The sequence below is a fragment of the Enterobacter sichuanensis genome (genome assembly GCF_009036245.1).
Classification (GTDB): Bacteria; Pseudomonadota; Gammaproteobacteria; order Enterobacterales; family Enterobacteriaceae; genus Enterobacter; species Enterobacter sichuanensis.
The window spans coordinates 878896-896890 of the sequence record NZ_CP027986.1 but is presented as its reverse complement, the minus strand read 5'-3'; the positions used below and the strand labels follow the sequence as shown (position 1 = coordinate 896890).

2 protein-coding genes are annotated in these 17995 nt (G+C 59.5%); both read right to left on the bottom strand.

All coding sequences use genetic code 11. The features are described 5' to 3' along the window. Positions 1–52: 52 nt before the first annotated feature. Positions 53–9718, bottom strand: a complete 9666-nt coding sequence (locus C1N69_RS04150; RefSeq protein WP_155030721.1) for an Ig-like domain-containing protein — start codon at positions 9716–9718, stop codon at positions 53–55. Beyond that, complete coding sequence (locus C1N69_RS04145; RefSeq protein ID WP_155030720.1) at positions 9715–17826, bottom strand: Ig-like domain-containing protein; 8112 nt, start codon at positions 17824–17826, stop codon at positions 9715–9717. The genes C1N69_RS04150 and C1N69_RS04145 overlap by 4 nt, the downstream gene beginning before the upstream one ends. Between the last annotated feature and the right edge of the window lie 169 nt (positions 17827–17995).

The window sequence follows — 17995 nt, the reverse complement described above, 5'->3', positions numbered from 1 at the left end:
TAAAGATGTGCGCAGAAAGCCCGCCATCCGAAGATGGCGGGTATTGACTGGGTTACATCATGATTTGGTTATTCTGCAGCAGCGTCACCAAATCCGTTTGCACGTCGGCCAGCGTGACAACCTGGGTAAATCCATGTTGTCCGCCCTGACCGTCACGGTCGATACTGATCACGGTGTCATTACCCACAACCTCAACCTTGACGTAGTCAAGTACGCCGCGTGAGGAGTAATCCAGCTCCAGTTTTCCTTCGTCTTCGAAGAAGGAGACTGAACCTTTGTAGTCAAGCAGTTCGCTCATATCGAGCAGATCTGCATCACTGTCTTTCACCAGATTACCCACCTTGAAGCCGTGGATCGTGTCGTGACCGTTGCCACCGGTGCTGTCGTTGGTCATACCTGCCAGCACTTTGTACATCAACGTATCGTTGCCGCCGTTGACCAGATAGAAGGCGTCGTTACCCCCACGTCCTTCAAACACGTTATTCGCGGAGTTATCCGTAAACGTGTCCTGCTGGCTGGAGCCTACAAGACCCTCAATGCTGAGGAGCTTATCGGTACCATTACCGGTTGCAGTACCTGTCCACAGGTTCGCGTTGATGGCCGTTGTTGAATGGCTATAGTCAACGACGTCCATGCCGGCTTTTTCACTCCAGACTGGCTTACCGCTCACAATCTGGTTCCAGCCACCGCCACCGTTGTAGGTGTCGTTGCCTGCCGAACCGAAGAAGGTGTCGTTATAGCCGGTACCGATGATCCCGCTGTTGCCGGTGGTATGGTTCGCGGCAGTGCCGCTTTCCGCCGTCAGTACGTAGGAGTCATGGGCTTTACCTGTTGTCAGGCCACCCCAGTTCTCATTCACCGTACCGTTGGTATAACCACCGATGCTGCCCGTTGCGCCAACGTGATCCGCTTTACCGTCGGTAATGCGCAGCATCTGCACGGAGTAAACTTCGTTCGGATCCAGTCCGAAGAAGCTCACCAGACCCATGCTGTTGCTGGAACCGGAGGATTGCGGGTTAATCAGCTGGGTTGCCACAAGCTCGCCCGCGGAGTTATAGAGCTTCACGGTGTTGCTGTAGAAGGTATTGATGCCGTTACCGTCAACAATACGGATCTGCAGGCTCGTGCCGTCCGCCGCGATGTTGGTGTTTTTCACCAGCAACGTGCGTGCCGCGTCGTCTCTTGCCACCACATCGGCATCTGCCCCAGAACGGTACAGTACCAGGTCCATCGAACCGTCCCAGTCGTAGTCAAGCGCCACGGCACCGGTCAGGTTGTTAAACGTCGTGCTCCCCGTCAGGCTGACTTTATTGGTACCCCAGTTGTTACTACCGGTATTGGTATACAGCATCGGCGAGCCAGTCACGCCAGAGCGTGGCACTTCGATGATGTCCATCTTACCGTCGTGGTTCCAGTCCACTGCCAGCGACGTACCGCCGTCAACGTTATCGCCAAACCACAGTGCCTGGCTGTCAGTTGCATTGAGCTTGCCGGTACCATCGTTGAGATAGATACGGCTCTCATCGCTGTTACTACCGCCCTTCGATCCTCGACTCAGGAACAGATCCAGCCAACCATCGTTGTTGTAATCTGCATAGGTCATGGAGATTGACAAGTTACCGTAGTCTTCATGGCCATCGTCACGGAACACATTCGTGTAGTAGCCAACTTCACCGAAGTTAGTCTTCGACGTTCCGGTTGTCTGGTTATACAAAATACCCAGACCACGTGAGTTGTTACCGACGAGGTTGCCAGCGCCGTTGTAGTCGATATGTGCCGTAATATCTACGGTACCGTTGTTATCGATATCCACAGCGCCCACCTCGTGCAGCACACTCAGTGACGCTGGCAATGCCCCGCCAGGATGTCCGTCAGAGAAGCCGGCATTATCCTCGTAACTCAGCGTGCCCTGCGTATTCTTGATGAACGAGATGGAGTCCGCTTCTGAGTCACCCAGCACAAAGTCCAGATAACCATCACCTTCACGGTCATAGGAAATCACGCCGCCGAGGTGGTTCAGGGTGCCCTGATCCAGCGCCTTCGCAGAGTAACTACCGTCAGCGTTCTGCAGCCAGTAGGCGGTACGACCCGCGTTACTGTAGCTACTGATCTGAGACATTACGTCGGCATAGCCATCGCGGTTGATGTCCGCAAAGGCTGCGGAGTTAACATAACGGCTGTAGGACGTGCTATCTACGTTGTAACCCGCACCGTTGTCAGTTGACGGCTGTGCAAGGTACGTTGAATCGTAGTCTTCACGCGTGACGGAGTCATAGACACGTCCGGCGTTCGCGGTTGTCGTACCGGAAGTGCCACGGGCACTCTGGAAGAACGACCACAAACCGTCCTGACTGATGGTCACCGCAGCGGCGTTCAGACCGCGGCTATCCGCATCGGTCGTTCCCCCCCAGGTTTGTTCAATCAGCGTACTGCCGCCACCTTCGGTGACACCTGTACTGGTGCTGGCGCTCATGCTTGAGCGGTTACGCGCTTCATCCCAGACCACAAAGGCCAGGTTATGTGCGCCAGAAGGCAGCGACGTATTCAGACTCCAGGAGCCGTCAGCGTTAGCCTTCACGAAGCCAATGACCTGATCCAGACCTTCCTGATAGGTCCCGTTGTTGTTCACATCACTCACCAGCGAGACAATCGCCCCCGCTTCAACACGGCCGTACTGACCACTGGAGAAGGTGAACGAATCTCCTGTGGTGGTGTGCTGCGGCACATTCGGCGCACCGGTAATACCGTCCGGAGAATCCAGATCGATAACCACGTTGTAGCTGTCCGCAAACTTCGTGTTCGTGCCCGGGTTGCCTGCAACGTCAATCACCTGCAGCTTGAAGTTATGCGTGACGCTGGCCATCGCTTCCGGCAGTTCATAGCTCCAGCTCTGGCCGTTAAGGGCCAGCGTTTTCCAGGTTTTACCGTTATCCAGCGAAATCTGCAGATGCTCACCCGCCTGCAACGCAGCACTCAGGTTACCGCTGATGGTCACCGTACGGTCACGGGTGATCATGTCGCCGTTAGTCGCCGTTGCGGCATGGCTGAAGTGATCCCCGGTCGTCAGACCATGGCTGGTATCGGTGGTGACTTTGGTGGTCGTCGTCAGACCATTCATGTCACTGCCGCCCGATGCCACCTGCAGCGCCTGAGAATCGGTGCTGCCAACGTTACCGGCGTTATCCACCACGCGAGCCTGGATGGTATAAGCCCCATCGTTCAGCGGCGTGTTCTGCATATCCACAGTCCAGGATGTGCCGGTTACCGTTGAGGCACGCGTCCAGGTTGCCCCGTTGTCGAGGCTCACCTCAACCCACTCGTCCGCCTGCAGAGCTTTGTTCAGCTCACCGTTAATCAACAGCGTGTTATCGCTGGTAATAAAGTCGGTGTCTGAAGCGCCACGGTCTTCCGAGACAGAGCTGATGTTGATCACTGCGTCAGAGACAGTGGTATCGACAACAATCGTCCAGGTATTGCTCGGCGTACTGATGTTGCCAGCCGCATCCGTAGAGGTTGCCACCAGATTCCAGGTGCCTTCAGCCAGCTTGTTCGCATCGCTGATTTGCAACGTCCATTGACCCGTCGTGCTATCGGCAACGGCGGTACCCAGCAGAATGCGCGTTGTCGCATCCACCTGATGGTACACATTCACCGTGCTTCCCTTCTCCGCCGTACCGGTAATTTCCGGCGTGGTGTCGTTGGTTGGCTTGCCGTGGGCAACGGACCCCTGAACCGGATTAACGTCATCCAGCACATTCGTAATAACCGGTGCGACAGGCGCAACCGTATCCACCACCAGATCGAAGTCAATCGGCGTGAGTGGGTTATTGGACGGATCGGTCCCGGTAATACGCAGCGTATGCGCGCCATCTTTCAGGCTGCTCAGCGGCGTGAATTCCCAGTTACCGTTGGCATCCGCTTTCACCGTGCCAAGCTGAACGCCACCGACGTCGGTGATGATAATGGTGCTGCCTGCCGTCGCCTTACCGACCAGCTGTACCTGGCTGTCGTTGGTAACGTCACCCTCGCGAAGCACGCGTGAACCACCCGCTTCCTGGACGTCATCCACCACCTGCAGCAGTTGCAGATAGCTTGCGCCCGTGGAGACGTTGACAGTGATATCATCCACGATCGCGCTGCTGTTACCCGCCGGATCCGTTACCTGGGTCGCGAACTGGTGTTCACCATCCGCTAACGGCGTGGTTGGCGTGTACTGCCAGCTACCATCAGTGTTCGTCACAACAACCGAACCAATCGCCTGGCCGTTATCGTAAATCGTGACCGTACTGCCCTGCTCCGCTTTACCGGTGAAGGTCGGCTTGTTGTCGTCGGTGGTCATACCGTCGGTTAACTGACCTTTCCAGGCACCCTGATCGTCAGCCACCTGCAAACCGGAGACCGGATTTGGCGCTGTTGAATCAATGGTGAGGGTGAACGAACCACTGCGATCGCTCTCCTGACCTGCGCTGTTGGTATTGGTCACCGTAAAGGTGTAATTACCGTCAGCCAGCGCTGGTGATGGCGTAAAGCTCCAGGTGCCATCGCTGTTCAGCGTCGTCTTACCGACAACCTCAGTACCGTTGTAGATGGTGATCGTATCGCCTGCAGCACCGTCCGCCGTTCCTTTCAGGGTCGGCGTGTCGTCTTTGGTCAACGCATTGTTGGCCAGGTTGATAACGGTGGTGCCGGTATCGTCCAGAACGTTAACGATCGCTGGCGCATCCGGCGTGTCGGACATAATGACGTCATAGCTGTCAGCCGGTTTCGCCACGTTGCCAACCCGATCGGTTTCCGTCACGGTCAGTTTGTTAATGGAGTCGCCATACAGAGACTCAGATGGCGTCAGTTCCCATTTACCATTCTTATCAACTGTCGTGGTACCCAATACCTTCGTGTTGCCGTCTTTATCCGTGGTGTAGACGGTAATGACGTTGCCCGCTTCCGCACCCGAGCCGCGAATCACCGGACGTGAATCGTCCAGAACGCCGCCATCCGCAACAATCCCCTGAACGTTACCCACGTTATCCGTTACGGAATCGATGGTCACTTTGCTCGCATCCGGCGCGGTGTAGTCAGTGGTCAGAATGAAGTCCGCAGACTTATCGCTAACGTTGCCGGCTTCATCCGTGGCCGTCACGTAGAAGGTGTTTTTGCCTTCCGGTAACTTGCTGCCCGGTTTGAAGTTCCACGCGCCGCTGCTGTTCGCAGTGACTGAACCCAGCAGGGTGCCGTCAAGGGTGTAAATATTGACGGTGCTGCCCGCTTCAGCCGTACCGTGCAGGATTGGCTGCGGATCGTCAGTGACATCGTTGTTGCTCAGATCGTCCTTGATCGTCCCCACCTGATCTTCCGCGTAATCGATACTCGGACGGTTCGGTGCTTTACTGTCAATTTCGAAGCTGAAGGTGCTGGAGGTATCCTCTTTACCCGTCAGATCTTTCGCGGTTGCCGTAATGTTGTGTACGCCATCGCCCAGATCGCTGGTAGGCGTAAATACCCAGTTGCCACTGGCATCGGCCTTGACGCTGCCCAACACCACGTTGCCATCCATGATGGTGACAGTGCTGCCTGCTTTCGCCTTACCGCTGAATTCCGGACGCGCGTCGTCAGTGACGTCGTTCGCCTTCAGTTCGCCGGTGACCGTGCCTTTATCATCCATGACGCGAACGATGGTGACCGGAACGCTGGAGGTATCAAGCGTGACGGTAACACCGGCATTTTCAGCTCCCAGGTTGCCTGCTGAATCTTCAGCACGCGCGGTGAAGGTATATTCCCCATCCGCCAGTGAACCGGTGGTGTAAGACCAGTTACCGTTCGCATCTGCTACCGTCGTACCGTTTTCCTGGCCGTTCACATAGATGTGAACCACGCTGCCTGGCTCTGCTTTGCCGCTGATGGTCGGTGTCGCATCGTCAGTAGTATCGCCATTGGACAACGTACCGGTCTTCGGACCTTCGTTATCGCTCACGATAAAGCCAGTGACCTCACCCGGTGCGCTGGTATCCACCGTGATCGGGAAGCCGCCAGTCTGTGGGCTTACCTGACCAATGTCGTTAATGGCCTCCGCGACAAACGTATGAACGCCGTCCGCCAGTTTCGGCGTATTGAAGGTCCATTTGCCCTGGGCATCAGCCTTGGTTTCACCCAACAGGGTGGTGCCGTTCGGGCCGCCATAAATGCGAACCGTGACACCGGCTTCAGCCGTACCCGTCAACAACAGGGTGTCGTCGTTGGTTGTCGCATCCTTTTGTAATGGGCCGGTATGCGGCGCAACATCATCTTCCACACTGCTCAGGGTCGGTGGTAGCGGCTGACCGCCGGCATCGATCTGAATAATGTATTCCGGTGATGCCGCCGTGGTGTTACCCACGCTGTCGGTCTCTTTCACCGTCAGGTTGTAGGTCCCGTCAGGCAGGGCTTTCGTGACCTGAAGTTCCCAGGTACCGTCAGCCTGTACTTTAGCGGTGCCGATCACCTTGTCGCCGTTATAGACGGTGATGGTGTTGCCCGGCTCTGCGCCCGTTCCCTTGATCAGCGGCGTGTTATCGTCCGTCTTACCACCTGAGGCAATCGTCCCGGTTACGGAACCAAAATCATCCACCACATCGGTAATGCTCACTTTGCTGGCATCCGGCGCGGTGAAGTCCAGGTTAAGGACGAAATCGTCCGACGCTGCACTGGTGTTGCCCGCCCTGTCGGTGGCCGTCACGTGGAAACGGTGCTCGCCTTCCGGCAGCTTCGCCACCGGCGAGAAGCTCCAGGTGCCGTCGGCTTTCGCCGTCACTTCGCCCAGCAGGCCGTTCTGATCGTAGATCTTCACGGTGCTGCCCGCTTCCGCCTTGCCGCTCAGGGTCGGGGTCGGATCGTCGGTGCTGCTGCCGTTCGCCAGGTTACCCTGCACGCTGCCCACGTCGTCCAGCGCCGCGTCGATGGTCGGTTTCACCGGCGCATCGGTGTCGATGGTCACGGTCCAGCTGCTGCTGCTCGACTCATTGCCCATCGGGTCCTTCGCCGTGGCGGTGAAGGTGTGGTCGCCGCGGCCCAGGTCCACGCTCGGCGTGAAGCTCCAGGTGCCGTCCGCGCCCGCGGTGGTGGTGCCCAGCACGTTGCTGCCGTCCATGATGGTCACGGTGCTGCCCGCCTTCGCCGTGCCGCTGATTTGCGGACGGGTGTCGTCGGTTACCGTACCCTGGGACAGGCTGCCGGTCACGCTGCCGGTGTCATCGGTCACGGCGGTGATTTCCACCTTGCCCGGGACCACGTCAACGGTGATGACCACGTGCGAACCTTCCGGTCCGGTGTTGCCTGACGGATCGGTGACGGTGGTGGTCAGGTCGTGTGCGCCGTTCGCCAGCGGCTGGTCCGGGGTGTAGCTCCAGGTGCCGTCCGGGTTCACCTTCGCGGTGCCGATAACCTGGCCGTTGTCGATGATGTTCACCGTGCTGCCCGGCTCGGCCTTGCCGCTCAGGGTCGGGGTGTTGTCATCGGTGGTGTCGCCGCTCACGACCGGGCCCTGGTAGGCGCCGACGTTGTCGGTGACCAGCAGGTCAGAGGCCGCATCCGGGGCTTTTGTATCGATAACGATACCGAAGCCGCCGGTTGGCTCACTGGTGCGGCCCACGCCGTCGGTGACGGTGGCGGTGAAGTTATGGCTGCCGTCAGAGAGCGCCGTATCCGGCGTGAAGCTCCAGCTGCCGTTGCTGCCCACGGTGGTGGTGCCAATCAGACGACCGTTGTCGTAGATGCTGATGGTGCCGCCCGCCACGCCGCTGCTGCCGCTCAGGGTCGGGGTGGTGTCGTTGGTGACGTCGCCCTTCTGCAGGTAGTCCGCGTGCGGGGCCACGTCGTCATAGACGGTGTCCAGCGTCGGTGCCTGCGGCGGCACGGTGGCCACGTTGATGATGTACTCACCGGACGGACCGGAGACGTTGCCCACGCTGTCGGTCTCTTTCGCCGTCAGGGTGTACTTCCCGTCCGGCAGCGGGGTGGTCGGTTCGAGGGACCAGGTGCCGTCAGCCTGCACTTTCGCGGTGCCAATCACCCTGTCGCCGTTATAGACGGTGATGGTGTTGCCCGGCTCTGCGCCCGTACCCTTGATCAGCGGACGGTTGTCGTCGGTTTCCCCGCCGGAGGCAATCACGCCTGCGGTGTTCACGTCGTCGTAGACTTCGGTGATCGCCAGCTTGCTCGCATCCGGGGCGGTGTAGTCCAGGGTCAGGACAAAGTCGTCTGACGCTGCACTGGTGTTGCCCGCCCTGTCGGTCGCCGTCACGTGGAAGCGGTGCTCGCCTTCCGGCAGCTTCGCCACCGGCGAGAAGCTCCAGGTGCCGTCGGCTTTCGCTGTCACTTCGCCCAGCAGGCCGTTCTGATCGTAGATCTTCACGGTGCTGCCCGCTTCCGCCTTGCCGCTCAGGGTCGGGGTCGGGTCGTCGGTGCTGCTGCCGTTAGACAGTGCGCCCTGCACGCTGCCCACGTCGTCCAGCGCCGCGTCGATGGTCGGTTTCACCGGCGCATCGGTGTCGATGGTCACGGTCCAGCTGCTGCTGCTCGACTCATTGCCCATCGGGTCCTTCGCCGTGGCGGTGAAGGTGTGGTCGCCGCGGCCCAGGTCCACGCTCGGCGTGAAGCTCCAGGTGCCGTCTGCGCCCGCGGTGGTGGTGCCCAGTACGTTGCTGCCGTCCATGATGGTCACGGTGCTGCCCGCCTTCGCCGTGCCGCTGATTTGCGGACGGGTGTCGTCGGTTACCGTACCCTGGGACAGGCTGCCGGTCACGCTGCCGGTGTCATCGGTCACGGCGGTGATTTCCACCTTGCCCGGGACCACGTCAACGGTGATGACCACGTGTGAGCCTTCCGGTCCGGTGTTGCCTGACGGATCGGTGACGGTGGTGGTCAGGTCGTGTGCGCCGTTCGCCAGCGGCTGGTCCGGGGTGTAGCTCCAGGTGCCGTCCGGGTTCACCTTCGCGGTGCCGATGACCTGGCCGTTGTCGATGATGTTCACCGTGCTGCCCGGCTCGGCCTTGCCGCTCAGGGTCGGGGTGTTGTCATCGGTGGTGTCGCCGCTCACGACCGGGCCCTGGTAGGCGCCGACGTTGTCGGTGACCAGCAGGTCAGAGGCCGCGTCCGGGGCTTTTGTATCGATAACGATACCGAAGCCGCCGGTTGGCTCACTGGTGCGGCCCACGCCGTCGGTGACGGTGGCGGTGAAGTTATGGCTGCCGTCAGCCAGCGCCGTATCCGGCGTGAAGCTCCAGCTGCCGTTGCTGCCCACGGTGGTGGTGCCAATCAGACGACCGTTGTCGTAGATACTGATGGTGCCGCCCGCCACGCCGCTGCTGCCGCTCAGGGTCGGGGTGGTGTCGTTGGTGACATCGCCCTTCTGCAGGTAGTCCGCGTGCGGGGCCACGTCGTCATAGACGGTGTCCAGCGTCGGCGCCTGCGGCGGTACGGTGGCCACGTTGATGATGTACTCACCGGACGGACCGGAGACGTTGCCCACGCTGTCGGTCTCTTTCGCCGTCAGGGTGTACTTCCCGTCCGGCAGCGGAGTGGTCGGTTCGAGGGACCAGGTGCCGTCGGCCTGCACTTTCGCGGTGCCAATGACCCTGTCGCCGTTGTAGACGGTGATGGTGTTGCCCGGCTCTGCGCCCGTTCCCTTGATCAGCGGACGGTTGTCGTCGGTTTCTTCACCGGAGGCAATCACGCCTGCGGTGTTCACGTCGTCATAGACTTCGGTGATCGCCAGCTTGCTCGCATCCGGGCGGTGTAGTCCAGGGTCAGGACGAAGTCGTCCGAATCCGCACTGGTGTTGCCCGCCCTGTCGGTGGCCGTCACGTGGAAGCGGTGCTCGCCTTCCGGCAGCTTCGCCACCGGCGAGAAGCTCCAGGTGCCGTCGGCTTTCGCCGTCACTTCGCCCAGCAGGCCGTTCTGATCGTAGATCTTCACGGTGCTGCCCGCTTCCGCCTTGCCGCTCAGGGTCGGGGTCGGATCGTCGGTGCTGCTGCCGTTCGCCAGGTTACCCTGCACGCTGCCCACGTCGTCCAGCGCCGCGTCGATGGTCGGTTTCACCGGCGCATCGGTGTCGATGGTCACGGTCCAGCTGCTGCTGCTCGACTCATTGCCCATCGGGTCCTTCGCCGTGGCGGTGAAGGTGTGGTCGCCGCGGCCCAGGTCCACGCTCGGCGTGAAGCTCCAGGTGCCGTCCGCGCCCGCGGTGGTGGTGCCCAGCACGTTGCTGCCGTCCATGATGGTCACGGTGCTGCCCGCCTTCGCCGTGCCGCTGATTTGCGGACGGGTGTCGTCGGTTACCGTACCCTGGGACAGGCTGCCGGTCACGCTGCCGGTGTCATCGGTCACGGCGGTGATTTCCACCTTGCCCGGGACCACGTCAACGGTGATGACCACGTGTGAGCCTTCCGGTCCGGTGTTGCCTGACGGATCGGTGACGGTGGTGGTCAGGTCGTGTGCGCCGTTCGCCAGCGGCTGGTCCGGGGTGTAGCTCCAGGTGCCGTCCGGGTTCACCTTCGCGGTGCCGATGACCTGGCCGTTGTCGATGATGTTCACCGTGCTGCCCGGCTCGGCCTTGCCGCTCAGGGTCGGGGTGTTGTCATCGGTGGTGTCGCCGCTCACGACCGGGCCCTGGTAGGCGCCGACGTTGTCGGTGACCAGCAGGTCAGAGGCCGCGTCCGGGGCTTTTGTATCGATAACGATACCGAAGCCGCCGGTTGGCTCACTGGTGCGGCCCACGCCGTCGGTGACGGTGGCGGTGAAGTTATGGCTGCCGTCAGCCAGCGCCGTATCCGGCGTGAAGCTCCAGCTGCCGTTGCTGCCCACGGTGGTGGTGCCAATCAGACGACCGTTGTCGTAGATGCTGATGGTGCCGCCCGCCACGCCGCTGCTGCCGCTCAGGGTCGGGGTGGTGTCGTTGGTGACGTCGCCCTTCTGCAGGTAGTCCGCGTGCGGGGCCACGTCGTCATAGACGGTGTCCAGCGTCGGTGCCTGCGGCGGTACGGTGGCCACGTTGATGATGTACTCACCGGACGGACCGGAGACGTTGCCCACGCTGTCGGTCTCTTTCGCCGTCAGGGTGTACTTCCCGTCCGGCAGCGGGGTGGTCGGTTCGAGGGACCAGGTGCCGTCAGCCTGCACTTTCGCGGTGCCAATCACCCTGTCGCCGTTATAGACGGTGATGGTGTTGCCCGGCTCTGCGCCCGTACCCTTGATCAGCGGACGGTTGTCGTCGGTTTCTTCGCCGGAGGCAATCACGCCTGCGGTGTTCACGTCGTCGTAGACTTCGGTGATCGCCAGCTTGCTCGCATCCGGGGCGGTGTAGTCCAGGGTCAGGACAAAGTCGTCTGACGCTGCACTGGTGTTGCCCGCCCTGTCGGTCGCCGTCACGTGGAAGCGGTGCTCGCCTTCCGGCAGCTTCGCCACCGGCGAGAAGCTCCAGGTGCCGTCGGCTTTCGCTGTCACTTCGCCCAGCAGGCCGTTCTGATCGTAGATCTTCACGGTGCTGCCCGCTTCCGCCTTGCCGCTCAGAGTCGGGGTCGGGTCGTCGGTGCTGCTGCCGTTAGACAGTGCGCCCTGCACGCTGCCCACGTCGTCCAGCGCCGCGTCGATGGTCGGTTTCACCGGCGCATCGGTGTCGATGGTCACGGTCCAGCTGCTGCTGCTCGACTCATTGCCCATCGGGTCCTTCGCCGTGGCGGTGAAGGTGTGGTCGCCGCGGCCCAGGTCCACGCTCGGCGTGAAGCTCCAGGTGCCGTCCGCGCCCGCGGTGGTGGTGCCCAGCACGTTGCTGCCGTCCATGATGGTCACGGTGCTGCCCGCCTTCGCCGTGCCGCTGATTTGCGGACGGGTGTCGTCGGTTACCGCATTCTGGGACAGGCTGCCGGTCACGCTGCCGGTGTCGTCGGTCACGGCGGTGATTTCCACTTTACCCGGCACCACGTCAACGGTGATGACCACGTGCGAACCTTCCGGCCCGGTGTTGCCTGACGGGTCAGTCACGGTGGTGGTCAGGTCGTGTGCGCCGTTCGCCAGCGGCTGGTCCGGGGTGTAGCTCCAGGTGCCGTCCGGGTTCACCTTCGCGGTGCCGATAACCTGGCCGTTGTCGATGATGTTCACCGTGCTGCCCGGCTCGGCCTTGCCGCTCAGGGTCGGGGTGTTGTCATCGGTGGTGTCGCCGCTCACGACCGGGCCCTGGTAGGCGCCGACGTTGTCGGTGACCAGCAGGTCAGAGGCCGCATCCGGGGCTTTTGTATCGATAACGATACCGAAGCCGCCGGTTGGCTCACTGGTGCGGCCCACGCCGTCGGTGACGGTGGCGGTGAAGTTATGGCTGCCGTCAGAGAGCGCCGTATCCGGCGTGAAGCTCCAGCTGCCGTTGCTGCCCACGGTGGTGGTGCCAATCAGACGACCGTTGTCGTAGATACTGATGGTGCCGCCCGCCACGCCGCTGCTGCCGCTCAGGGTCGGGGTGGTGTCGTTGGTGACGTCGCCCTTCTGCAGGTAGTCCGCGTGCGGGGCCACGTCGTCATAGACGGTGTCCAGCGTCGGTGCCTGCGGCGGTACGGTGGCCACGTTGATGATGTACTCGCCGGACGGACCGGAGACGTTGCCCACGCTGTCGGTCTCTTTCGCCGTCAGGGTGTACTTCCCGTCCGGCAGCGGAGTGGTCGGTTCGAGGGACCAGGTGCCGTCGGCCTGCACTTTCGCGGTGCCAATCACCCTGTCGCCGTTATAGACGGTGATGGTGTTGCCCGGCTCTGCGCCCGTACCCTTGATCAGTGGACGGTTGTCGTCGGTTTCCCCGCCGGAGGCAATCACGCCTGCGGTGTTCACGTCGTCATAGACTTCAGTGATCGCCAGCTTGCTGGCGTCAGGCGCGGTGTAGTCGGTGATCAGCACAAAATCATCTGATTCCGAACTGGTGTTACCGGCCTTGTCCGTTGCGGTGGTGGTGATATGGTGTTCACCCTCTGGCAGAGGTGTCGTTGGCGTGAACTGCCAGCCGCCATTTTCATCCACAACGGTAGAACCAATCAGTTCGCCGTTGTCATAAATATCGACACGGCTGCCCGGCTCAGCGGTACCGTTGAAGGTCGGGTTCGCATCATCGGTGGTGCTGCCGCTGCTCAGATCGCCACGGCTGGACCCGACATCATCCGTCGCAACACCTATCACCGGTTTTTCCGGTGCCACGGTATCAACAGAGATATCAAAGGACGGAGACGTGACGTCGTTACCCGCAGGATCGGTTGAAACTACGGTCAGGCTGTGATCGCCATTGGCCAGATCCTGTTCAGGGGTGAAGGTCCAGTTGCCGTCCGGATCCACCACGGTGGAGCCCAGTACATCGTCGCCATCCTTGATGGTCACAGTGCTGCCTGGCTTACCTTTACCGCTCAGTTCAGGACGCGCGTCATCGGTGACGGTGCCTGGTTTCAGGTTGCCAACGATCGGGCCCTGGTCATCCACCACTTCACCCACGGTGACCTGGTTTGGATCCGGATCGACGGTGAAAGAGATCCCCGGAGACGGTTCACTGGTGTTGCCTGACGGATCGGTCACGGTGGTGGTGATTTCGTGATCGCCTTTGTCCAGCGGTTTCTCTGGCGTATAGGACCACTTGCCCTCGTCATCCACAATAACGGAACCAATCTTCTCGTCGTTATCGTAGATATCCACCGTGCTGCCCGGCTCGGCTTCGCCGCTCAGGGTTGGAGACTGATCGTCAGTGGTATCGCCTGAACCTACCGGCCCCTGCTTGTCGCCCACGTTATCATTGATAACGATATTCTCTGCCGGAGCCGGAGCCGCGGTGTCGATAACAATCGGGAAGGTTCCGCTGGTACGCGCGTTGCCCGCTGCGTCAGTCGCAGTGACGGTGAAGGTATGTTGACCATCCGCCAACGCGGAATCAGGGGTGAATGTCCATTTACCGCTGGCGTCTGCCTTGACGGTGCCAATCACTTTCCCGTTGTCGAGGATAGACACAACGTCGCCCGGTGCAGCGCTGCCGCTCAGGGTTGGGGTGGTGTCGTTGGTGGTTTCGCCTTTCTGCATTGGGCCGACGTGTGGCTCGGCGTTGTCCACCACGCTGTTGATGGACGGCTCGGTGCTGACCGGAATCAGAACGGTGATATCGTAAGGCGGTGCTTCACCCGCTACGCGGTTGCCAACGCCATCCTGGGTTTCCAGCGTCAGCTGATTAAGCCCTTCCACCAGCGGGGTATCGAGCGCCAGCGTCCAGTTGCCTTCATTGTCGACCACAGCTGAGCCCAGCAGATGTTTGCCGTTAGCATCCGTGCTGTAAACAAAGACGGTGCTGCCCGCTTCACCAATACCATTGATAACCGGTTTGCTGTCATCGGTGATTTCACCGCTGGCGACATTGCCCTGACGACCGCCGACATCGTCCATTACGGAAGTAATGCTCAGCACATCGCTGGTTGCCACCGGTGGCGTGTAGTCAGTCACCAGCACAAAATCATCCGATTCCGGGCCGGTGTTGCCCGCTTCATCCGTTGCGGTGGTGGTGATATGGTGTTCACCCTCTGGCAGAGGTGTGGTTGGTGTGAACTGCCAGGCGCCTTTATCGTCCGCAATCGTCGAACCGATGTGCTCGCCGTTGTCATAAATATCGACACGGCTGCCCGGCTCTGCGGTACCGTTGAAGGTTGGGTTTGCATCATCAGTGGTACCGCCGTTGCTCAGATCGCCACGGATTGTACCCACATCATCCGTTGCCGAACCCAGCACAGGTTTTTCCGGCGCGGTCGCATCAACGGTAATATCAAAGGACGGAGAGGTCACCTCGTTTCCGGCCGGGTCTTTGGAAATCACGGTCAGGCTGTGATCGCCATCGGCCAGATCCTGTTCAGGGGTGAAGGTCCAGTTGCCGTCCGGATCCACTACGGTGGAGCCCAGCACATCGTCGCCATCCATGATGGTCACGGTGCTGCCTGGCTTACCTTTACCGCTCAGTTCAGGGCGAACATCATCGGTCACGGTGCCTGGCTTCAGGTTGCCTACGATCGGCCCCTGATCATCCACCACTTCACCCACGGTGACCTGGTTTGGATCCGGATCGACAGTGAAAGAGATCCCCGGAGACGGTTCACTGGTATTGCCTGACGGATCGGTCACGGTGGTGGTGATTTCGTGATCGCCTTTGTCCAGCGGTTTCTCTGGCGTATAGGACCACTTGCCTTCGTCATCCACAATAACGGAACCAATCTTCTCGTCGTTATCGTAGATATCCACCGTGCTGCCCGGCTCGGCTTCGCCGCTCAGGGTTGGAGACTGATCGTCGGTGGTGTCGCCGGAACCTACCGGTCCCTGCTTGTCGCCCACGTTATCGTTGATAACGATATTTTCCGCCGGGGCCGGTGCCGCGGTGTCGATAACAATCGGGAAGCTGCCGCTGGTGCGCGCGTTGCCCGCTGCGTCAGTCGCGGTGACGGTGAAGGTGTGCTTGCCATCCGCCAGTGCGCTATCCGGGGTGAATGCCCACTTCCCGTTGCTGTCTGCCTTGACGGTGCCAATCACTTTCCCGTTATCGAGGATGGAGACGGTATCACCCGGCGCCGCGCTACCGCTCAGGGTCGGGGTGGTATCGTTGGTCGACTCGCCTTTCTGCAGCGGGCCAACGTGTGGCTCTGCGTTGTCCACCACGCTGTTGATGGATGGCGCGGTACTGACCGGGATCATGAGGTTGATGTCGTAAGATGGCGCATCGCCCACTACGCGGTTACCCGCCGGATCCTGTGTCTCCAGGGTCAGCTGGTTCAAACCTTCCGTCAGTGGGGTGTTAGGCGTCAGGCTCCAGGTGCCATCGCTGCCCACAACCGCTGTACCAATCAGGTGTTTGCCGGAAGAGTCGGTAGTGTAGACAAAGACGGTGTTCCCTGCTTCACCGATACCGCTAATGAGCGGTTTGCTGTCATCGGTGATTTCACCGCTGGCCACATTACCCTGACGATCGCCTACGTCGTCCACTACGGCGGTAATGTTCAGAACATCTGCTGAAGCATCAGGCGCGGTAGTGTCAACTTCAAACTCCAGCGCTTCCGAGGGATCGCTGGTGTTGCCTGCCTTATCCGTTTGCGTAACGGTGATGCTGTGATCGCCTTCACCCAGAGGTTTCTCTGGTTTCAGCGTCCAGTTGCCTTTATCGTCAATGACGGTTGTGCCAAGCACTTCGTCACCATCATAGATGGTTACGGTATCGCCCGGTTCGCCTTTACCGCTGAATACCGGACGGGTTTCGTCAGTGACGTCACCGCCTTTCAGCTGGCCCGTAATCGGCCCGGTATTATCCTGGGCATCGGCCATATCCGGTTTAGCCGGAGGTGTGGTATCGACAATAATCTGAATCGGGTCAGATGGATCACCGACATTACCCAGCGGATCTTCCTCAACGACGACGACATTATGTTCACCCTCGGCAAGTTCATCCTTAGGTGTAAATGACCACTTACCTTCGTCGTCGACGATAACCGAGCCAATCTCTTTATCATTATCTTTGATAACAATGGTATTACCCGGGGTTCCCTCGCCGCTGAAGGAAGGCTGACTGTCATCTGTCACATCACCCGGTTTAAGAGGGCCTGTTACTGGACCGGTATTGTCAATGACATCAGGCGTTTCGGCTTTTCCTGGAGGTTCGGTCAGAACCATAAATTCACGATCGTCCGAAGGCTTGCTGACGTTACCCGCTTTATCCGTCTGGCTGACCGTGATGCTATGGCTGCCATCCGCCAGGTTTTCGGAAGGTTTGAAATACCAACGACCATCGTCGTTAACGGTGGTTTCGCCAATCTTTTTACCGTTATCGTAAATGGTGATCGTCGCGCCCGCTTCACCGGTGCCGCTCATTTCCGGTTTTGGATCGTCGGTGTAGGCGTCTTCAAGGATCTCGCCGGTGACTTTACCCACTTTATCCATGATGTGTTCAATCGTCGGCGCCTTTGGCGCGATCGTATCGACGACGATGACAATCGGATCTGACGGAGGACTCGTGTTGCCGTCAGGATCTTTTTCTACCACGCTCAGCTCGTGCTCACCTTCACCCAGTGGCTTATCAGGCGTATAGCTCCACTCCCCTTCATCATCAACAATGACTGAACCAATTTCTTTGCCATTATCAATGATATGAATAGTATCACCAGGCTTTCCTTTACCGGTCAGCGTTGGCGTTGAATCATCAGTGACATCGCCTGATTTCAACGGTCCTTTGATTGAACCTTCATCATCCACAGCGTTGCCGATGCTTGGCTTATCAGGCGTGGAAGAGTTATCACCGTCGTCCTTATCCATCTCAGACAGCGCGAAAGCAGCCCCTACACCCGCAGCAGCAAGCGCAAACCATCCCAACATGCCAAACAGCATGTCGTTGTCGTCATCCGGCGCCGTCAGAAGCGGGCCACCCGCTCCCAGCGGTTCGCCCCCTAACGCCACAGGAGACATGCTGCCATCCGCCATCAGATAACCGGTGTCGTAGCTGTCACCAGACAGCGGGACATAGGCGTAGAGTAATCCATCTTCCGCCATGCCCATCAGCACCGGATTAGTTGGATCACCATTGAAGTAATCTTCAATAATTATGCTTGGCTGTGTATCGCCTTCCTGAATAATGTGCAGTGCTTTGTCTACGCGCTGCAGCGTAATATTTTCTGGTGCGAAGTCGTCGTTAATATTTTTCAATACATATTTATTGCCGGGGATAAGTTTCACCTTAACCGTCCGGCCTGCTTCTGCCGTCAACAACCGAGTTTTTCCGTCTCCGTTATTGACCGCTAAAATGACTTTATTATCCGTCATACTTAAAGTCCTTGGTAAATTTCACTCGCTAAATTAAGGATTTATAAGCATTTTTACTGATACACCCTGCACTGCCTTACTTTGATGCCTTTCTGAATAATTCATGTCCATAGGGTCCATCGACATGATGCTTCAAAATATCATGTCTGGGTTCTTTATATGGTTAGGA

Coding starts and splice junctions, on each gene's coding strand:
- C1N69_RS04145 (WP_155030720.1), bottom strand. CDS start 17,826: ATGACGGATAATAAAGTCATTTTAGCGGTCAATAACGGAGACGGAAAA.